The following is a 19,242-nucleotide window of genomic DNA, read 5'->3' as shown; positions in this document are numbered from 1 at the left end:
GGCGGCGATGCGGCTCATCCCGAAAGAGATTGAAACGCTCTGGACGCTGTTTACCGCGCCCGTGGTGTGGGCTGCGCATTTCCTCGTTTGCTACATCGGCGCGGCGGTCTATTGCGCTAAGCCCGAGCTTATCGGGCTGAATTTCAGCGCTGTGCGCGCGGGCATCGCCGCCGCCACTCTGATCGCCCTCTCGCTCATCGCGCTATCCGCATGGCTCGCCTGGCGGCAATGGGGCTTCGGCACAGACGATCCGCCGCACGACGATCCGACGAAACGCGACCGGACCCTGTTCCAGGGCTTTGCGACGCTGCTGCTCTCGTGTCTCAGCTTCATCGCCGTGATCTTCACCGCGATGCCCGCATTGTTCCTGACGGGGTGTATCCGGTGAGACGCGCCTGCCTCATCCTCGGTCTCCTCGTCCTCGCCCTGGTCTGGGTCGGACCGCTGCTCGATGCCTGGCGGGATTCGTTTTCGGCGCACATGCTGGCGCATATGGGAGTGGTAGCGATCGCTGCGCCGCTGATGGCGATTGGGATCCCGCTCCGCCCGAAACCAGATGCAAACCGGGCGTTCACCCTCGCCCTCCCCGCCTCCCTCGTCGAGCTTATCATTGTCTGGTCCTGGCACGCGCCGGCCTTGCGGACGCTGGCGCAAAGCTCGCTGTTTGCGACCGCCATCGAGCAGGCCACGTTCCTCGCCGCCGGGCTGTTCCTGTGGCTGACCTGCCTGCCGCGCCGCGGTTCGGACATCACAGGCAATGCCGCCGGCGCCTTCGCCTTGCTTCTGACGTCCATCCATATGACCTTGCTCGGGGCGCTGCTGGCGCTGACCCCAAGGCCGCTTTACGGGACGGGCGAGATAAGCTGCTTCGGCGTCGCGCTTTCCGCGCAGCAGGATCAGGAACTTGGCGGCGTAATCATGCTTTTGGTCGGCGCGGCGGTCTATCTGGCCGGCGGCGTGACGCTTTTCGCGCGCTTGCTCGCCGCCCCGCCGCGGAAGGCGGTCTGATGCATATCAGTTGGAAGAAGCTCGCCATAGCGCTTGCCATTCTGCCCTTCGTCGTGGTGCTGGCCGCCTGGATCGGCTTTTTCAATGTCGGTGCGTCAAGCGGCCACTGGAAGATCACGGAATGGTTTCTGCAATTCGCCATGCGATCGGCTGTGCGCACCTATGCGCTGGCGGTCGACGTTCCAGAAGCTCTGCCGCGTCATGCGATCCAGCCGGCCGCCGGACATTTCGCGCGCGGCTGCGCCATCTGTCACGGTGCGCCGGGCGAGCCGCGATCTCCTGTCGTCATGAGAATGCTGCCGCAGCCGCCTGACCTTGCCGGGGCCGTCGGCGAATGGTCCGACGCGGAACTTTTTCGCATCGTCAAACACGGCGTGCGCTTCACCGGCATGCCGGCCTGGCCAACGCAGGAACGAGACGACGAGGTCTGGGCGATGGTAGCCTTCCTGCGCGAACTGCCGTCGATGGACGAAGCCACCTACCGTGACCTCGCCTATGGAGCAAGGCTTGCGCCTCCTGAAGGCGCTGCCGCAACCCTACGGCAGGCGCTCGCGGATTGCGGCCGCTGCCACGGTGGGGACGGTCTCGGGCGCGGTCCGGCGATCCCCGTTCTCGCCGGGCAGAGCGAGGCCTATCTCCTAGAAAGCCTGCGTGCCTATGCCGAGGAAGGTCGGGCAAGCGGCTTGATGAGCCTGCCCGCCATTGCGGCAGGGCCTCAATCCTGGCCGGATCTGGCCAAGCATTTCGCCGCCCTGCCGACGAGGCACCCCGGGGGCGAGGGCGATCCAGCACTTGTCCGGCGCGGCAGGGAAATCGCCGAGAAGGGTATCAAGGAGGCCGGCGTGCCAGCCTGTCTCGGCTGTCACGGACGACAGGACCGCAGCCCGCTCTATCCCTCCATCGCCGGCCAGCCCGAGCGCTATATCGAGGCGCAGCTTGGGCTGTTCAGGGCGGGAAAGCGGGGTGGAACGCGCTTCGGCCATCTCATGGCCAATGCCGCGAAGGGTCTCACGGACGACGACGTCCGCGCGCTTGCGGCCTACTTCGCCGTATCCGCCACTCCATCCGCAACCGGAACGCGATAAGCGCGTTTGCGTTCTTTCGACACTTTCGAGGTTCTGGTGAAAAAGTTGCTTGCCGCCCTTCTCATGCTGATCGTTCTTTTCGTCGTCGCCGGCGGAGCGGTCTTCTTCCTGTCGCGCGAAGAGGCGACGGTTCCGATCGCGGAGACCTATGGCCCTAACCCGACCCTGCCGGAGCCCAATCCGACTTGGCTGCCGACCGTCCATGTCGCCAAGGCCGCGCCATGGCCGCAGGGCACGAAGCCGACGGCGGCCCAGGGATTTGCAGTCAACGAGTTTGCCGGCGGGCTCGACCACCCGCGCTGGCTATACGTGCTGCCAAACGGCGACGTGCTGGTGGCCGAGAGCAATGCCCCGCCCAAGCCGGACGAGGGCTTCAGAATACGCAGCATACGCAGCTTCTTCATAGAGAGCTTACGCAGCATACGCCGCTTCTTCACAAACCTCTTCCAGAGCCAGGCCGGCGCGCAAACGTCTAGCGCCAATCGCATCTCGTTGCTGCGCGATCAGGATGGCGACGGGGTGGCGGAAACCAAAACGGCCTTCCTCACCGGGCTGTTCTCGCCATTCGGCATGACGCTACTTAACGGCAAGCTCTACGTCGCCAACGCCAATGCAATTGTGGCCTTTCCCTACCAGGAGGGCGCGACCGAGATCACCGCACCGGCGGAGAAGATCGTCGACCTGCCTGCGGGGAGGAACCACCACTGGACCAAGGACATGACCGCCTCGCAGGACGGCACGAAGCTCTATGCGACGGTCGGATCCAATTCCAATGTCGGCGAGAACGGCTTGGAGGAAGAGGAGAACCGCGCCGCAGTGCTGGAGATCGATCTCGCTTCGAAGCAGTCGCGTCTCTTCGCCTCCGGGCTGCGCAATCCGACCGGCCTGTCCTGGAATCCGGAAAGCGGCGAACTCTGGGTGGCCGTCAACGAGCGCGACGAGATCGGCAGCGACCTCGTGCCGGACTACATGACTTCGGTGAAGGATGGCGGCTTCTACGGCTGGCCTTACAGCTACTACGGCCAGCATGTCGATAATCGCGTCAAGCCGCAGCGGCCCGACCTCGTCGCCCAGGCGATCAAGCCGGACTATGCGCTCGGGGCGCACACGGCTTCATTGGGACTGACCTTCAACACGGGCGACTTGTTCGGTCCTCAATACAGGAATGGCGCGTTCGTCGGCCAGCATGGCTCGTGGAATCGCAAGCCGCGCAGCGGCTACAAGGTGATTTTCGTGCCGTTTACCGGCGGCAAGCCGTCAGGCCCGCCTCAGGACATCCTCACCGGCTTCCTGAGCGAGGACGAGAAGGCCTTTGGCCGTCCTGTGGGAGTGGCGATAGACCGGCGCGGCGCCCTGCTGGTGGCGGATGATGTCGGCAACAAGGTCTGGCGGGTCGTTCCATCTCAGACGCAATCGGCACTTTGAGCGGTTCGTGCTGCCGGCGACCCGACGAGGGAAGCGATAGGACACCACTTGCCATTGCATGTCGGACACGGTGTTACGGGCGCCGATCAAGCCGAAAATCAAGCTGTCGGCACCAGTCCGCGCCCGCGTACATGCCGGACCCTCTGGCGCATACGATCGGCAAGAGAAGCGAGCGAGCCTTGCGCCGTGCGCGTCCCAAGAACGGATTGCAGGACAACGCCCTGCGTTGCGAATTTGTGCTTGAACGACTCTGCGCCGCACAGGAAATCGACCGTGCCCAAGCCGTGATCGATCGACCACCGTATGTAGTCCATCATCAGGATCATGCCGGGCGACGCCTGGCTGAAATCCGGATCGAAAGTGGTCACGAAGGCCATCATGGTGTGGTGCTGGACGAAGTTGATGGAGACTGCGACCATCGCGCCATTGCATTCAAGTACGAAAATGTGCAGCACGCCGGCGCGCGCCAGCGCCTCGACGAGTGCGGCGAGTACTGGCGCTCCCTCTTCGAAAAGTTGGGATTCACGCTTGCGCTCCACCAGCCATCTGCGCTTCAGGGCAGAGAGGCGGTCCAGTACCGGCTGCAGCGGCTCGTCTGGCGCAAGCAGGCGAAATTTCATTTCCCCGGCTTCTTCCAGCGTCTTGACGCCGCGCCGATAGTTCTGCCGCGTCTTTTTCGATTGCTCCGCGAACCACGCGGCTCCGCTCTCCCACTGTCCGGCCACGCGATAGCTGACTTCCTCTCTGTGATTGGGGCGAAGCCTGATCCCGCCGGAGGTATCCGGAGTGAAAATTTTGCGGACCGCCGCACCCGGCAAGAGATGATTGAGAAAGGCAATATCGAAGCCACCGGCTTCACAGATCCGGGCCCATACGTCCTGCAGCGCCGATGAGGAGCATTCCGGAGCAACGAGAATATCCCCGTAATCGGTATAGCTGCCGGCCGCCCATTCGAGAAACCGCAGGCCTTTGCGCTTGCCAATCGCCATGGGAAAGACGGCAACGAGCCTGTCACCATTCCAGACCAACCCGATCCGCAGCGCGCGCTGGTCACGGTCCGCTACGGTACTCCACCATGCCGAAATCCAGGCATGGCTCTGAAAAATCAGCCCATCGGTGCGATGCCAAAGATGCATCCAATCGGCTTCGATCGCAGCCAGGCGATCCGCCGAGCGGACAACTTCCAGGCGCTCTGCGCTCGAAGCGTCAATCGAAACAATGGTGTTCATGAAGGGGAACGATCCTGTGGCTGTGCGATGACATCGGGACGCCTCTGGAACAGTCTGGCGACATGCCCTCCCATCTTCTTGAGCGGCAGGATGTAAAGCCCAAAGAGCGATTGATAGTCGCGCACATCGCGATCTATCAGGCCAAATTTGAGGTCTTCATCCGGATCCGGGACAAATTGCGTCCCGAACAGGCGATCCCAGAACGAAAACAGCAGGCCAAAATTCTTGTCGTAGTGGCGAGGGTCGATGCTGTGGTGCACCTGGTGCCAGTGCGGACACAAGATGATGTTGTTCAACCGGCCGAAGGAAATCTTGAAATGGGTATGGCGAACAAAGTCCATCATCAGGATGTTGCGAATGACATAGACGTTGATGCCGAAGATAGCGATCTCTACAGGATCAAGCGCGATCAGGCTCCAGATGCCGAAGCATATCCCCGGGATGACGCCATCCCAGATACGGTTCATCAGATCGTCCAGCGGATGTACCCGATCCTTGGTGATTCCCACCATCACCTCGGCCGAATGATGCACTTTGTGCAATTCCCATAGGAACGGGAAGTGGTGTTGGGCGACATGGTAGAGATAGTACGAAATGTCGTAGGCGATCAGCATGGTTGCGGTGAAGATGACGATCGTCACCGGTCCGGCCGGGCCGTCGATGAGCGGCGCCTGGATATCAAGGAGCCAGCCGATTGCCTGGTGCGTCCCATAGCCCACGGCGGCAACGAAGGTGACGCCGGCAGGGATGAGCAGGAAAGGCATTATCGCCCGTTTTGTGACCCAAAATAGGACATCCGCTCGCGCCGACGGATGCAGGATGACTTCCGCCGGGAAAGCGAAATCGAAAAAGTCCCTGAGGGACTTGTGCTCGACAGTTCGCCAGTAAGCGACCACCGCGCTCCCCAGTGCCGTGAGAAATAGGAGACCGAGCGTCACCAAATTGACGTTCGAAAGCTTTTCCACAATCACTCTGGCGAATTCAGAAAACATCGGTGCGGTGGCTCCTGGGCGGTAAAATGGCTACCGGCGAATTAGGAAGCAAAAAACTTGCCAAACCCACTGCATGTTGCCCGCAACCAGGCGGCTATTGCGGCTGCAACGAGCAAAAGCATGCCGGATTTGCGCCAGATTAGCAGTTCAACCGTAACAAAACGCTAAATGTCGGAAGGTAATTAATCTCGAATACGGCCGGAACAGCGGATGGCCCGCTCTGCTGCTGCGCCGGTCGCTATCGTTGCGACGGTCGGATTGCCGCGAGGTGGATCTTAATTCCGTCTTCGCCCACTTCGCCGTGCCAGGCGATGCGTTCGGCTGGCTGCCTGGCGCCAAAACGCGGTGAAACCCAGCCGCCCTGCCCCGGTGCGTCGCCGCCGGCGCGGATGTCGACCGCAGCGTCCGGAAACCGAATGGTCATCAGCGGCTCGTCGCCGCGCAGCACTATGATCGTGCTTCCGTCTCGGTTAGTGCCGAGGCCGGCTGCGAGTTGAAAGACGACCTCGGCCACGCGCCTGCCGCCGAGCAGTTGGTCGGTCACGACGATCCCGTCGGCCTGGTGCGTCACGGTGCGCTGATGCACGACACCGAAGCGGCTTCTATACCCGTCATGCCGGGCGCGCAGCTTCCAGTGCGTTCCCGGCTCGCTCTCCACCAATGCCGCAACCGCCTTGTGCGACCAGTTGAACATCCCGGCGATGATGCTTTGGCTTTTGCCCTCGATATTCAGCGTGTTATGCGCCGGTGTCGAGCGGAACCAGTCGCGCCAGACGCCCCCCGAACCGTAGAGCCAGGTGCCGGGGTCGACCAGCACCGGCTCGCCATCGATGCACAAGGTGAGCGACAGCGCGTCGGCATGGCCGTGAGCCGCTATCGAGAGATAGCCGAGCGGGCCGTGGTCGAAGGTCAGATCGATGCTGCGGCCATTCATCTCACCGCGCCAGACGGAGAGCCCGCCTTGCGTGAACGTTTGCAGCCCATGCGACGCCGGTGCCGGTTCCGACGGCCTGCCAAAGAAAAGCGCCCGAAAATCGTGTGGCACCGCCGCGTTGCCCGGCCTCTGTAAAAAGCCGCGGATGGCGGCGGCGACGGATCGGACATAGTCCGGCTCGTCCCCGAGCGTCAGCACGCGACCTTCATCGTTGTCGCCAAAGCCGGCAGCTGGGGAGAGCCAAGCGACGAAATTGGCAAATGCGGCCAGACGCGCTTCGACCGGCGAGGGAAACGGCGTTCCGGCCTGGCGTGCCGCAGCGGCGCACAGCAAAATTAGTTCGGCGGTGAAGGCCGCATATGTCGGGGTCTGCTCGGCACCGGCGCCATCGGCGAGAATCTGCTTGCGCGCCTCAGCCAGGAGGGCGCCGCGGACAGCGTTGGATTCGGTCCCCAACGCCAGGCCGATCAGATACTCGCCAGCCAGTTCTGCGACGAGATGGTTGTTGGCGGAAGAAAATCGAGAAGGGAACCGCGGCAGCCAATAGGCGCTTGCCGCCAGTATTTCACCCACTTGCTGCCGTGTCGCCGCGCCTAATCGGTCGCCGACGAGGTCCATGGTGACAATCAGGCTGATGGCTCGCAGCGCTACTTCGATGCCGGAGGCCCAGCAAACCCCTCGAAACGGCGGATTGGCTGAATGCCAGCTGTCGATCGCCGCCTCTATGGCCATCCGGGACTGGTCGTCGCCGGCGAGAAGCAGGTGGGCGCCCAGTGGCGGCAACTGCTGCAGCCGGTTGATCTCCCAAACGTATTTTACATCGCCGCGGCCGCCGCCATGGCGAAAATCGATATCGAAAGTATGGGCCTCGGGACCCGGCCAAAGCCTGCCGGTCACCGGATCAAGGCGCCAAAGCTCGGGAGGAAACAGCCGATCGGGATCGCGCCGTGGCCATGTCCGCCCAAGTGCGGAAAACTGGCCCCCAAGCGTGTTTTGCGCCGCCGCCGCTATGGCTTGCCGTTGCTCCGGTGTCGCAGCCAGCGCAGCATCGCGCAATCCACGCAGCACCCGGTGCAACTGGGGCGAAGCATAGCGCTCCCAGCCGTCGTCGCGGTGGCGCGAAGCGATCCTTCGACGCTGCTCGCCCAGCCGGTGCAACACCTCGGCCGGCTCCATGCTGCGCAACCGGTTGATGTACCAGCCGACTCTCATACGCGCTCCGCCAAGGTTTCGATTCTTATATACCATGCTGTCGAAAAGCCGCACGACGGCAATCCTCCTTTTCCGATCCTGCGGTTAATATCTCCGACCATGATGCGGAGAGTGGCGATGAGAAGGATGGCGTGGGTTGCAGCGTGGGTGCTCGGCATGGCGATAGCCGCCAACGCTGCGCCGATCCAACTCCAGCGCGGCGTCGGCGTGCATGAATGGCTCAACTGGTCGCCGGTCGAGGACGATGGATCCTACAGTTGGCCGCCCTATCGCAGCGAGGAGGAGTGGCGCGCTGGACATAGGCCGCTCACCGATTGGCCGGATGGCGAAGTGTTTGCGCGCATTCGATCGATGGGCTTCGACTTCGTCCGGCTGAGCGTCGACCCCGGCCCTCTGCTTGCCAGCGAGGGCGCCAAACGGCAGCAGGCGCTGGACATACTTGCCGCAGCGGTCGAGCAGGTCACGTCGGCCGGCCTTAAGGTGGTTTTCGACCTGCACGGCGTCACCCAGGTTCCGGCCTACAGCATGGAGATGATCTATGACGGTGCCGACAGCGAAGGCGTTGCCAGCTATCGCGAAATGGTTGTGGCGGTCGCCACCATGCTGGCCAGGGTTGGCACCGACAAGGTAGCCTTCGAGCCTTACAACGAGCCGGCATACTACCCCTGTGATTCGAGCGGCAGCGATGACTGGCAGCGGATCATGGCAGACACGGTCCGCGATATTCGCGCAGTCAGCAGCGAACTCACCATCGTCGCAACAGGCGCCTGTGGCGGCAGCATAGCCGGGCTGGTCAATCTCACCCCGGGCTTTGACGATCCGAACCTCTACTACAGCTTCCATATGTACGAGCCGCACAGTTTCACGCACCAGCGGCCCGACGGGACAGGCGCCTTCGCCTCGGGCCTGCCCTGGCCGGCCGACAGCAGTACGCCCGAAAAGGTAACCGAAACCCTTAAGGCGCAGATGGACGCCGCCGGCCTGAGCCCGGTCGAGCAAATGATGGACATGGTCGCGGCGCGTGAAGCAATCGCCCGATATTTCGAGCACAATTGGGGCTCGAGCCAACTCGAGGCGAGCTTCCGTCAGGCGGTCGACTGGGCGAAGGCGCATGGCATTCCAAGCCGACGGCTCTTCATGGGTGAATTCGGTGTGATCCTCATGTCTGCGGACGGCCGCATGGGCGCATTCGACGCCGACCGTCTGCGCTATCTCAAGGCGGTGCGCCAGCAGGCGGAACGCTTCGCGATCCCATGGTCTGTCTGGGAATTCTCCAATCCCTATGGGATGACCGTTATCCGGCCCGAAGGGCCCGCGGTCCCGGACCAGGAGATGTTGCGGGCACTGGGCCTGCCGTAGCCATTGCGCCTCTTGACGGATGAGCAGCCGGGCGGCAACGCCAATCCTGTCCCCGCCACAAGCTAGTGATCAATCACGCGACGGCAAGAGCTGCCGTCTCGGCGGCAACCGTCGCTGGCACGTCATTCAGGACCGGCAGAGCCTGATCGAACCGGTCAAGCCCGCCTTTGAAACACCTTGGCGGCTTTCTCCGCGATCCGGTTCGTCGGCAACCAAGTGTTTAATACATTCGTCGTAAACAGCGTGCGAATACGCGCGCCCAGGGAAGAGATGATGTGCGGAATTGCCGGCTGGATCGGGCCGAGAGTCGAGAACCCACAATATCGGGCCGCCGGAATGTCCAACGCATTGCGGCATCGTGGCCCCGATGCCGAAGGCACCGAGTTCCTGGACTTGAACACCGGCGGGAACCAATTGGCATTGGTGCATCGCCGCCTGGCGATTATTGACTTAAACGCCGATTCAAATCAGCCGATGCATATCGACGACGGCCGTCTCAGAATTATTTTCAACGGCGAAATATACAACTATATCGAGTTGCGCCAGGAACTGATCGGCCTCGGTCATCATTTTCGAACGCGCTCCGATACCGAGGTGCTGCTCAGAGCTTATGATCAGTGGCACTTGTCCGTATTTGACCGATTGAGCGGCATGTTCGCTTTTGCGCTCTGGGATGCTCAGAGGCACGAATTGATCCTCGGCCGCGATCCCTTCGGCAAAAAGCCCCTTTACCTCATGGAAAGCGAAAAATTGCTGTCGTTTGCCTCGGAGATCAACGCGTTGTTGTCATCGCAGCCAAACGCGCAGCAGCTCGATCTGGACGCTGTGCACGAGTATCTGCGTTGGCGTTACGTGCCTGGACCGCGCACGCTTTTTAAACAAATCCGCAAACTCAACCCCGGAAGCTATGCCGTTTGGTCGCAAGGGACCGTGACGGAAACGCGCTATTATACGCCTCCAGATCAAACCGATCTGACCGAGGACATTGACGACGAAACCGCCAAGCGGCGATTTCTGGAACTGCTCGACCATTGCGTCGAGATCAGAATGCGCAGTGATGCACCCTTTGGCGCCTTTCTCTCCGGAGGCCTCGACTCGTCAGCGATCATTGCCCTGATGACGAAGCATAGCGACAAGCCAATTCGTACATTTTCGGTCGGCTTCAGCGAACCGGCTTACAGTGAACTTCCATTCGCCCGACGCGTCGCCGATCATTTCAAGACCGATCATTGCGAACTGGTCATTGAGGCGGACGACCTGATTGACCACCTGCCCAAGTTGATTCGCCATCTGGGGGCGCCTGTTTCACAAAGTTCGGACATTCCAATTTACCTGATGTCGGAGCGAGCCTCGGAGGACGTCAAGATGGTGCTCACAGGGGAAGGGGCAGACGAGATTCTGGGCGGGTATCCCAAACATCGCGCGGAGTCACTGGCTGGAATCTACCGGTCGCTCGTTCCAGCCTTGCTCCACAACAACGTCCTCGCCCCTCTGATACGCGCCATGCCTGGCGCATCGGCCAAGTTCGATACATTTGCCCGAAGCGCGGGCGAAAGGGACTTTGCCACTCGGATGATCTCCTGGTTTGGGGCCATGACAGCGCGGGAACACGGTCGCCTCATCGGTGCGCCGGCCAATTGCCGCAATGAACGCAACGACTTCCCGTTCTCCTCAAGCGCGAAGGCATCCCATCTTCGCCGCGCGCTGTTTTTCGATCAGACCTCGTGGTTGCCTGACAATCTCTTGGAACGAGGCGACCGGATGATGATGGCCGGTTCAATCGAAGGAAGAATGCCGTTCCTCGATCGCGATCTGGTTGCGTTCGTCAGCAAATTGCCTGATCGCTACAAGGTGGGTTGGCGGAAGGGTAAGCTGATCTTGCGCAACAGCATGGCCAACATGCTTCCTGAGGAAATTCTCAACCGCCGCAAGGTCGGGTTCAAGGTGCCCGTCGCCGAATGGTTTCGCGGGTCAATGAGGAACTACGTGGACGACCATCTTTGCTCCTCTCAGTCCGTCATTCGCAGCTATTTGAGCGCCAAACACCTTGATCAAATCGTCTCGGAGCATACCAGCGGTGCCGCAGACCACGAAAAGCTAATTTGGGCGCTGTTGAATTTGGAGATATTCCATCGCGAATTTGAGCTTGGAGCGCCGCAGTGACGCCAATGGGATCGATTTTGCGCTCGACCCGCAGCTGCTCGTCTTAGGCTCACCTGCGCGGCGCGCAAGCTCAGCGTCCACGTTTACAAAGGATGGCATCAGCGCTTGACCGATTGAGCATTTAACGCGACCGACCTCCAGACGTCGCAGATCGCGCCGACGAAAGGTACGAGCTCAAGCCGTTCCCGATGCACGGCCATCGCGGCAGCACCAAGCCTGGCTCTCAATGCCGGATTTTCGACCAGCCGTGTCAGCGCCTCGGTCAACGCCGCAACATCGCCGGGCGGCACCAGCAACCCGGATTGCTCGTTGGCGATGATGTCCTCCACGGCGCCTACAGGCGTGGTCACTACCGCGAGACCTGCAGCCATGCCTTCGATGACCGAGACGGGCAGATTTTCGGCAAAGGAGGGCAGCACCAGAATGTCCGCCGAAGCGATCAGCGAAGCGACCTCGTCAGGCCCGACCCAGCCAGGAAGGGTAACGCGCTCGGCAAGGCCCAGTTCGGCCGTCCTCATCCGTGCCGCCTCGACGTCGCCATCGCCGGCGATCGTGGCGCGCCAACTCTTGATCGGCTCCATGCAGTGCAGCGCATCCAGCAATTGCGGGACGCCCTTGCGGTCGCCGATGCGGCCAAGGAACAGGAGATGCACATGGTCACCGCCACCGACATGCACCAAGGATGGAACCGCCGTGGCGTTGGGAACGATGACAATCTTGTCGGCCGCCCCCGGTGCCCGGCTGGCGACGAAGTCGCGCCAAAGCCTGCCCAAGACGATCACCCGAGCGGCACGCTCGAACAGAGTTTCGATGCGGCGGCTCATGAAACTGCGATCGTCTTTCCAGAATGTCTCATACTGCGCCCCATGCAAATGCAGGACATAGGGTATCGACAGCAGCCGTGCGCAGGCGGCGATCACCATCTTGCGATAGGTGCTGCCGGAAACCGATATGTTGATGTGAATGACATCGGCGCGCTTCGCCAAACGCGCCGCGAGCATCCGCCAGCAAAAGTCAAACATATAGAAGATCGAAAACGCGACATGCCCCGAGCCGCGGCTGGCAAGGAAGCGTACATCGATGTCGGCGATCTCCTGCCGCTCGAACTCCTGCTTCAGCGCCCCCATGATGCGGTCGATACCACCCTGCCCCGAAACGCCCGAAGGCGTCGCGACAAGGACATGGACTTTTTGATTGTGGACCGGACGCTGCAACATGACTCCATTCGGAACGACAAGGCAAAGGTTTCAAACAAGGTTTACGACGAATCCGTTAGTTCAAACTGAATCTGTTCACCCTTTGCCGTCATCGCACTGGATTTTCCGCCGGTCGACGGTTAATCGAAGGTGAATTTTCCGGGGACAACTCTTTGCTGCTGCGCTCCACGCTCATCTATGTTCCGGCGATCCTGCTGACGCGGATTTCCGCGCTGCTCCTGCTGGTCATCGTGACGCGGCTGATCGATCAGACCGAGTATGGCCTGCTGACCCTGGTGGTGACCGTCGGCGAAATGACAGACGTTGCCGTCACCAACTGGCTGCGCATCGCTTTGCTCAGGCTTGGGGGCAAAGGCGACGTCAGCCGTGGCAGCCTGATGCTGGCCGGGCGGGTGTTGCTTGCCAGCACGGCCCTGGCGCTGATCATATCCGTGGCCGCCTCCGCAGTGATCGTGCCGGAGCGCTGGGTCGAGTTCGCGATCGCCATCTGCAGCTACCTGATCGCCGGTTCCATCGGCCGCTTCGCGTTGACGGTGCTGCAGATGCAGCAGCGTCATTCGGTCTATTCGACCCTCGAGTTCCTGCGCGCCGTGCTGCAACTCGCGCTGCCGATCGGTGCCATCGTCATGTTTCAAGATTCGTTTCTGACGGTATCGCTCGGCTCGAGCCTCGGCGTGCTGATTGCCGGTATCGTGGCAGGCATCATGGCATCCCGACGCGTCGTTGCCGGTCCGCCACGCTTCACGCAAAAGGAGTTCTTCGTCCTCGGCGTGCCCCTGGTCATCATGGCGCTGGTAGGCTTCGGCCTGCACAGCGCCGAGCGTGTGTTCCTCAAGATCTATTACGATGCCGGCGCAGTGGCGATCTTCGCCGCAGCCTATGCACTGGCCCGCCAGCCCATTGATATGGTCGCCAATTCCATCAACATGGGCGCCTTTCCCGAGGTGGTCAGCCGGTTCGACGACGACGGTCCTGCGGCATCGGGCCAGCTGCTGTCGCAATTGATGGCCTTGATGATGCGCCTTTGCCTGCCGGTCGCAGCAATGCTGGTCGCACTCAGCAGCGATATCACGCAGCTCCTGCTGCCATCCGAATATCACGGCCGTTTCGGCCTGCTCTTTCCGATCATCGCCTTCAGCGTGCTGTGTGCCAATCTCGCCAGCTTCGTCTATGGCACCGTGGTGCACGCGCACAAGCGGCCGTGGCTGTTGATCATCGCCAATTCCTTCGGCTCGGCGGCGACAATCGCACTGTCCGTGCTGTTGATCCCTCCGATGGCGGAGGTCGGCGCTGCTTTGGCGCTGGCGGGTGGATCGCTGGCAGGCCTTTTAGCCTGCATCATCATCGGCGAACGGCTCACGCCGGTGCCGGTGCCATGGCGCGACATCGGCGTTTCGATCGTCATTTCGGTCTGCACGGGGCTGGCCGCCAGTCTTGCCGGCGCTCTTCTCGGCGATATGCCGGCCATCTTCTCGCTCGTCGCGGGCGGCACCGCTGGCGCAGTGGTTTTCTTCGGGCTGACCTGGTTGTTCTATCCTGCCGCCGCGATGCAATTCATAGCCAAGCTGCGGGCGCGGCTACGGCTCGCATAGACCCGTGCCGTAGTCCTAGAAAAAGCGGTTCCGACTTCGGGCCGAGGCTGTAGCCCCAGGCGGCCGCCCGCTTGTTGGGGGCAATCGTTACTTATTTATAGATCGACCTTTCGGCGTCCCCGACGGCCCCATAACTCGCGGCACAGCAGCGCTGCGTAGGCAGTGTTGGTGTCATAGTAGCGGCGCCACAAGCGTCGCGGCTCCTGTGCCACGCGAAACAACCACTCCAGACCGGCCGCTTGAACCAGTTTTGGCGCCCGGGCAACCTTGCCGCCATAGACGTCGAAACTGCCGCCCACGCCCATGACGAAACTCGGAGTGAGTTCGTCACGATAGCGCTTGAGAAAGCGCTCCTTGCGCGGCGTCGGCATCGCCACCAACAGGCAGTCGGCGCCCGAGGTGTTGATTGCCTCGACGATGCCGGCCTCGTCTTCCGGCTTGAAATAACCATTGCGCGTGCCGGCGACGACGAGACCCGGATGATCCCTGGCAAGTCGCATTCTAACCGCATCGAGAACGGATTGTTCTGCGCCCAGGAGGAAGAGCCTGTAGCCCCGCGTGTCGCAGAGGCTCAGCAGATTGATCATGATGTCGACACCCGCTACCCGCTCCGGAAGCGCGACGCCGCAAAGACGCGCCCCCCAAAGCACGCCGATGCCGTCGACGTTGACTACATCCGCCGTTGCCACGTCCTCGTGCAGTTCGGCGTTGTTGCGCATGTTCACAAGCTTGGCGACATTCACGACCACATGATGCAGCGGCCGCCGCAGGGTCATCGCCTCATCGGCGATGGCCAGCGTCTCGGCCATGGTCAGCGCATGGATCGGCGCGCCAAGGAATTCCCGGCGCCGTGACGCCAATAGGCGATGCTGCGCCCATGCTGGGTCGTGCGCGTTCATGCGGCCTCCTCTGCACTTGCAGGAAGTGCCAGGAGTTCGAGCGCTGATTTCTTGCCTTCGATGCGGGCGTCGGGCTTGCGTGCTTTGCGCCAGGTCCACAAACCCCTTGTGTCGATGAGCTTCTTCTCCTTGAGCGCTTCGGGATCAACCAGATTAAACTGCCGATGGTCGACCAGAAGGACGACGATATCGCACTGGTCGATGGCGGAAAGCGCATCGGTGAAGACGATGCCTCTACCCTCGAGTTCATGCGGCAGCCTATTTGTGTTGGGTTCTGCCGCGATGATCTTCAGGTTGGGAATATCTGACAAAAGCTTCACCACCTCGACAGCCGGACTCTCGCGCATATCGTCGATATTGGCTTTGAAGCTGAGGCCAAGACAAGCGATCGTCTGCTTGCGGGAAGGATCTAGCAGGGCTTCTATATCTCTGACCACCGACAAGGGACGCTCGGAATTGATCCGGCGTGCCGAAGCCATCAGCCGCGTGCTGTTAGGCGCGGCATCGATGATAAAATACGGATCGACCGCGATGCAGTGGCCGCCGACGCCCGGGCTCGGCTGCAGGATGTTCACGCGGGGATGCCGGTTAGCGAGATCGATCACCTCCCAAACGTTGAGCGACAGATCCTGGCACACTGCCGCAAGCTCGTTGGCAAAGGCGATATTGACGTCGCGGAACGCGTTCTCGGTCAGCTTCACCAGTTCCGCGCTTTCGGCCTGGGTCGTGAACAGGTCGCCGGCAACAAAGGTTGAATAGAGTGCTGCGGTGCGTTCCGACGACTTGCGCGACAGTCCGCCGATCGACCGATCGTTGTTGATCAACTCGGTAAGGACCTTTCCCGGCAACACGCGCTCGGGCGAATAGGCGACCAGGACATCGGCCTCTTCGCCATGCACCAGAGGAAATTTGAGATCGGGCCGCAATTCGGCAAGCAGTCCCGTCATGATGCGCGTCGTGCCGACCGGCGATGTCGATTCCAGCACCACAAGGTCTCCCCGCTTCAGCACGGAGGCGATGCTTCGTGCCGCCGCGAGCACATAGCTCACGTCAGGCTTGTGGTCCTCGGTCATCGGGGTCGGCACTGCGATGACGAACGCGTCCGCCGGCTGCGGCGTATTGAATGCCCTAAGCTTGCCGTTGGCTACAACCTTTTGGATTAAACCATCGAGGTCCGGCTCGACGATGTGGATTTCGCCGCGATTGACCCTCTCGACCACCGCTTCGTTGACGTCGACACCAATGACGTCGAGCCCTCGACTGGCGAAGATGGCACAGGTCGGCAGGCCGATATAGCCCATGCCGATAACGGAAACGGTTTTGATCTCAGCCATGATGCAGCAATTCCTCAACGATCCGGTTACTGGCCCGGCCATCGCCATACGGGTTGTGTCGTTCCGCCATGCCGCGATAGGCAGCCTGATCGTCGAGCAGGCTGTTGGCATTGGACAGGATTTTTTGGATATCGGTGCCGACGAGACGGGCGGTACCCGCCGCAATCCCCTCGGGCCGCTCGGTATTCTCGCGCATCACCAGCACCGGCTTGCCGAGCGAAGGCGCTTCTTCCTGCACGCCGCCGCTATCGGTCAGCACCAGGTAGCTCTGCTTCTGCAGGAACAGGAACGGCAGATAGTCCTGCGGGTCGACCAGGTGGATATTCGGCACGCCACCCAGTTCTGCGTTGACCACCGAGCGCACGTTGGGATTGGGATGGACCGGATAGACGATCTGCACGTCCTCGCGCACCGCCAACCCCTTCAGCGCCGTGCAGATGCGATGGATGCCGCCGTCGAAATTCTCACGGCGATGGCCGGTGACCAGGATCATTTTCTTGGCGGAATCGAGGAACGGGAAATGGGCGGCGAGCTTGGCGCTCATCGACTTGTCGGCGTCGATCGCGCCGGAAAAATGCAACAGGGTGTCAATCACCGTGTTGCCGGTCACGAAGATGGTGTTCGCAGCCTTTCCTTCGGCGATGAGATTGTCGCGCGCCTGGATAGTCGGCGCGAAATGCCACGTCGCTATGTCGCCGGCAATCTTGCGGTTCAGTTCCTCTGGAAAGGGAGAGTTGATATCGTGGCTGCGCAATCCTGCCTCGATATGGGCTACCGGGATGCGTTTGTAGAAAGCAGCCAGAGCCGCAGTCATCGCCGTGGTCGTGTCGCCTTGCACGAGGACGATATCGGGCTTCGCCTTCTCCAGCACTTCGGCCATGCCCAGCAGCACGCGCGAGGTGACGTCGAACAATGTCTGGCCGGGCTGCATGATGTTGAGGTCGTGATGCACCGGCAGGCCGGTCAGTTCGATGACCTGCTCGACCATCTCGCGATGCTGGCCGGTGATGCATGTCTCGGTAACAAAACCCGGATGGGCAAGCGCGGCACGCACCACCGGAAAGCATTTGAGCGCCTCCGGCCTCGTGCCGAACACGATCAGCAATTTTTGCCTCACCGGCAGTTTCGGATGTGAAAGGACGTTCATTGCTGATCCTGGTCACCAGAAGGCGTCGCGGCCTGCTGATTATTCGTCACAAGAGCTATACTAGCTGCAGAAGCCGCCTTCGTGACCTTAAATCTTAATATATGATTAACAGCCAAGCCCGCGTTCTCCCCGGTAACTCTTGTGAAAGCCTAAACCGATAGGTATCCTGGCACAGTAGTCTTGAAAAAGAACATATTCGATTGACTAATATTTTAATTATCGGCCACACCATCGGATCTCGGCGCTGGGAAAATGAGCTCCTGGTACGGTTGAACGCAGCTAGTCACGTGGTTTCGAGCTGCCGCGCGCCGACGCCTGCGCCGATCGCACGCGGACTGGATATTGTGCTGGCGATGGAGAGCCGGCGCTTCGCCCCCTCATTGGCAAGCCGCTCCGAGCCGTTGCCGTCTGGCGGTTCTGGTCCAGCGGACCTCGTAATCGATCTCACCGGCACTGCCGCTCGACGAGGCACGCCTGTCCTGACGCTCGAATTTTGCGGCCACAGCACCTTCCCCGCCGGTGTGGCCGAGATGCTGGCGAGCGGGCGATTGCCCGAACTTGCCGTTCGCCTCGACGGCGTCACAGTCGCCAGGGGGCGACCGATGATCAGCGACCGGCTCTGGCTATCTCGCAGCTGCAACGACCTGCTCGCTGGGGCCATCTCGCTGGTTGTGCAAAGCGTCGCCCATTTTTCCGCGGGCGAACTTGTGCCAGTTGTCGATAACCCGGCACCGATCCTAAGGAACGGCGGTTTTGTCCGGCATTATCTGCCCTTTTTCTGCGGGGGGTTGGTCGATCGCGCTGTGCAAAAACTCAGACTTGGAAGGCGCCCCTTTTATTGGCAGGTCGCCTATCGGCTGATCGACGGGTCAGGTGTCGCCGAAACCGGGCAACTTGACGGTAAGCCGTTCACCGTCCTCCCGGACGATGGCCAGCGATTCTATGCCGATCCATTCGTCCTCGAGCGGGATGGCCGCCACTATCTGTTTGTCGAGGAATTTCCCTACGCTACGGGTCGCGGCGTGATTTCTGTGGCCGAGCTGGGCGAAGATGGCACCTTCGGTGTGCCGAGGGTGGTACTGGAGGAAATGCACCACCTGTCGTATCCGCAGGTATTCGCTCAGGCCGGCGAGATTTTCATGATTCCGGAAAGTGGGGCGGCGCGCGAGCTTGTGCTCTACCGCGCCGCGCAGTTTCCGGATCGCTGGGTACGCGACACCGTGCTGATGACGGACAAGGATTTCAATGACGCTACGCTGCTCGAATTGGATGGGCGCTTCTGGCTGTTGGGGACGGAGCGGTTCGGTTACGGCAGCGCGTCGGATACGATGACGGTCTATTCCGCACCCTCGCTGCGCGGGCCGTGGGTCGCGCATGCGCTCAATCCCATCGCCGTCGATCACTCGGCCGCTCGGCCCGGCGGCGCCTTTATTCGACAGGGTGACGCCGTAGTTCTGCCGGTGCAAAACGGGTCGAAAGCCTATGGCGGCGGTCTCGGGTTGATGCGGCTGGATAGGCTTGACGATTTCGACGTCCGTTTTGCGCCGCCCCGCCCGATCGGCCCGGGGCCGGCATGGGCCCGCACGGGCATTCACACGCTTAATCGCGCAGGCAACGTCGAGGTTGTGGATAGCGCCGGCTGACGC

The 19,242-nt window shown here is 61.4% G+C and carries 15 protein-coding genes; 8 read left to right on the top strand and 7 right to left on the bottom strand.

Annotated features, from left to right (window positions below):
* Nucleotides 1–7 precede the first annotated feature (7 nt).
* From ACWTU8_RS02800 to ACWTU8_RS02785, 4 genes are all read left to right on the top strand, one after another.
* Nucleotides 8–388: a hypothetical protein gene (locus ACWTU8_RS02800; RefSeq protein ID WP_455846946.1), complete on the top strand. Its 381-nt coding sequence runs from the start codon at nucleotides 8–10 to the stop codon at nucleotides 386–388.
* On the top strand, nucleotides 385–1,008 hold the full coding sequence (locus tag ACWTU8_RS02795; protein WP_287112566.1) for a cytochrome c oxidase assembly protein: 624 nt from the start codon (nucleotides 385–387) through the stop codon (nucleotides 1,006–1,008). The genes ACWTU8_RS02800 and ACWTU8_RS02795 overlap by 4 nt, the downstream gene beginning before the upstream one ends.
* A complete protein-coding gene (locus ACWTU8_RS02790) occupies nucleotides 1,008–2,093 on the top strand; it encodes a c-type cytochrome (RefSeq protein ID WP_455846945.1) in 1,086 nt (361 codons plus the stop codon). The genes ACWTU8_RS02795 and ACWTU8_RS02790 overlap by 1 nt, the downstream gene beginning before the upstream one ends.
* Before the next feature lie 63 nt (nucleotides 2,094–2,156).
* Entirely contained in the window at nucleotides 2,157–3,518 is a 1,362-nt protein-coding gene (locus ACWTU8_RS02785; RefSeq protein WP_455848367.1) for a PQQ-dependent sugar dehydrogenase, read from the top strand.
* Nucleotides 3,519–3,616: 98 nt separating this feature from the next.
* Here the strand turns inward: ACWTU8_RS02785 and ACWTU8_RS02780 are convergent, their stop codons facing one another.
* The 3 genes from ACWTU8_RS02780 to ACWTU8_RS02770 all read right to left on the bottom strand — a co-directional run bounded on the left by ACWTU8_RS02780 (nucleotide 3,617) and on the right by ACWTU8_RS02770 (nucleotide 7,885).
* The gene (locus ACWTU8_RS02780) at nucleotides 3,617–4,747 is read right to left on the bottom strand and encodes a GNAT family N-acetyltransferase (RefSeq protein WP_455846944.1); all 1,131 of its coding nucleotides are present in this window, start codon (nucleotides 4,745–4,747) and stop codon (nucleotides 3,617–3,619) included.
* Nucleotides 4,744–5,739, bottom strand: a complete 996-nt coding sequence (locus tag ACWTU8_RS02775) for a sterol desaturase family protein (protein ID WP_455846943.1) — start codon at nucleotides 5,737–5,739, stop codon at nucleotides 4,744–4,746. The genes ACWTU8_RS02780 and ACWTU8_RS02775 overlap by 4 nt, the downstream gene beginning before the upstream one ends.
* 238 nt (nucleotides 5,740–5,977) lie before the next feature.
* Nucleotides 5,978–7,885: a heparinase II/III family protein gene (locus ACWTU8_RS02770; RefSeq protein ID WP_455846942.1), complete on the bottom strand. Its 1,908-nt coding sequence runs from the start codon at nucleotides 7,883–7,885 to the stop codon at nucleotides 5,978–5,980.
* Nucleotides 7,886–8,002: 117 nt separating this feature from the next.
* Here ACWTU8_RS02770 and ACWTU8_RS02765 point away from each other — a divergent pair, with 117 nt between their 5' ends.
* Both ACWTU8_RS02765 and asnB read left to right on the top strand, forming a co-directional pair.
* Nucleotides 8,003–9,244, top strand: coding sequence for a glycoside hydrolase family 5 protein (locus tag ACWTU8_RS02765; protein ID WP_455846941.1), 1,242 nt, complete (start codon nucleotides 8,003–8,005; stop codon nucleotides 9,242–9,244).
* Nucleotides 9,245–9,421: 177 nt separating this feature from the next.
* Entirely contained in the window at nucleotides 9,422–11,407 is a 1,986-nt protein-coding gene (asnB, locus tag ACWTU8_RS02760; protein ID WP_455846940.1) for an asparagine synthase (glutamine-hydrolyzing), read from the top strand.
* Between the two features lie 98 nt (nucleotides 11,408–11,505).
* Here asnB and ACWTU8_RS02755 read toward each other — a convergent pair whose 3' ends face one another.
* Nucleotides 11,506–12,624, bottom strand: a complete 1,119-nt coding sequence (locus ACWTU8_RS02755; protein WP_455846939.1) for a glycosyltransferase family 4 protein — start codon at nucleotides 12,622–12,624, stop codon at nucleotides 11,506–11,508.
* Nucleotides 12,625–12,776: 152 nt separating this feature from the next.
* On the opposite strand from ACWTU8_RS02755, the gene ACWTU8_RS02750 reads away from it, so the two are divergent.
* Nucleotides 12,777–14,216 carry a lipopolysaccharide biosynthesis protein gene (locus ACWTU8_RS02750; protein WP_455846938.1) on the top strand — a complete coding sequence of 480 codons (1,440 nt, stop codon included), beginning with the start codon at nucleotides 12,777–12,779 and terminating at the stop codon, nucleotides 14,214–14,216.
* A gap of 95 nt (nucleotides 14,217–14,311) precedes the next feature.
* On the opposite strand, the gene ACWTU8_RS02745 is transcribed toward ACWTU8_RS02750, so the two are convergent.
* From ACWTU8_RS02745 to wecB, 3 genes are read right to left on the bottom strand one after another with little or no spacing between them, the layout of a single operon-like run.
* Nucleotides 14,312–15,115 carry a WecB/TagA/CpsF family glycosyltransferase gene (locus ACWTU8_RS02745; protein WP_455846937.1) on the bottom strand — a complete coding sequence of 268 codons (804 nt, stop codon included), beginning with the start codon at nucleotides 15,113–15,115 and terminating at the stop codon, nucleotides 14,312–14,314.
* Nucleotides 15,112–16,449 carry a UDP-N-acetyl-D-mannosamine dehydrogenase gene (gene wecC, locus ACWTU8_RS02740; protein WP_455846936.1) on the bottom strand — a complete coding sequence of 446 codons (1,338 nt, stop codon included), beginning with the start codon at nucleotides 16,447–16,449 and terminating at the stop codon, nucleotides 15,112–15,114. Before wecC ends, ACWTU8_RS02745 begins: the two co-directional genes overlap by 4 nt.
* The gene (gene wecB / locus ACWTU8_RS02735; protein ID WP_455846935.1) at nucleotides 16,442–17,596 is read right to left on the bottom strand and encodes a non-hydrolyzing UDP-N-acetylglucosamine 2-epimerase; all 1,155 of its coding nucleotides are present in this window, start codon (nucleotides 17,594–17,596) and stop codon (nucleotides 16,442–16,444) included. Before wecB ends, wecC begins: the two co-directional genes overlap by 8 nt.
* A gap of 269 nt (nucleotides 17,597–17,865) precedes the next feature.
* On the opposite strand from wecB, the gene ACWTU8_RS02730 reads away from it, so the two are divergent.
* On the top strand, nucleotides 17,866–19,239 hold the full coding sequence (locus ACWTU8_RS02730; RefSeq protein ID WP_455846934.1) for a glucosamine inositolphosphorylceramide transferase family protein: 1,374 nt from the start codon (nucleotides 17,866–17,868) through the stop codon (nucleotides 19,237–19,239).
* The last annotated feature ends 3 nt before the right edge of the window (nucleotides 19,240–19,242 follow it).

The sequence above is a fragment of the Mesorhizobium sp. BHbdii genome (genome assembly GCF_053848045.1).
This window is presented reverse-complemented; position numbering and strand designations above follow the sequence as displayed.

Coding starts and splice junctions, on each gene's coding strand:
- ACWTU8_RS02800 (WP_455846946.1), top strand. CDS start 8: ATGCGGCTCATCCCGAAAGAGATTGAAACGCTCTGGACGCTGTTTACC.
- ACWTU8_RS02790 (WP_455846945.1), top strand. CDS start 1,008: ATGCATATCAGTTGGAAGAAGCTCGCCATAGCGCTTGCCATTCTGCCC.
- ACWTU8_RS02785 (WP_455848367.1), top strand. CDS start 2,157: ATGCTGATCGTTCTTTTCGTCGTCGCCGGCGGAGCGGTCTTCTTCCTG.
- ACWTU8_RS02780 (WP_455846944.1), bottom strand. CDS start 4,747: ATGAACACCATTGTTTCGATTGACGCTTCGAGCGCAGAGCGCCTGGAA.
- ACWTU8_RS02775 (WP_455846943.1), bottom strand. CDS start 5,739: ATGTTTTCTGAATTCGCCAGAGTGATTGTGGAAAAGCTTTCGAACGTC.
- ACWTU8_RS02770 (WP_455846942.1), bottom strand. CDS start 7,885: ATGAGAGTCGGCTGGTACATCAACCGGTTGCGCAGCATGGAGCCGGCC.
- ACWTU8_RS02765 (WP_455846941.1), top strand. CDS start 8,003: ATGAGAAGGATGGCGTGGGTTGCAGCGTGGGTGCTCGGCATGGCGATA.
- ACWTU8_RS02755 (WP_455846939.1), bottom strand. CDS start 12,624: ATGTTGCAGCGTCCGGTCCACAATCAAAAAGTCCATGTCCTTGTCGCG.
- ACWTU8_RS02745 (WP_455846937.1), bottom strand. CDS start 15,115: ATGAACGCGCACGACCCAGCATGGGCGCAGCATCGCCTATTGGCGTCA.
- wecC (WP_455846936.1), bottom strand. CDS start 16,449: ATGGCTGAGATCAAAACCGTTTCCGTTATCGGCATGGGCTATATCGGC.
- wecB (WP_455846935.1), bottom strand. CDS start 17,596: ATGAACGTCCTTTCACATCCGAAACTGCCGGTGAGGCAAAAATTGCTG.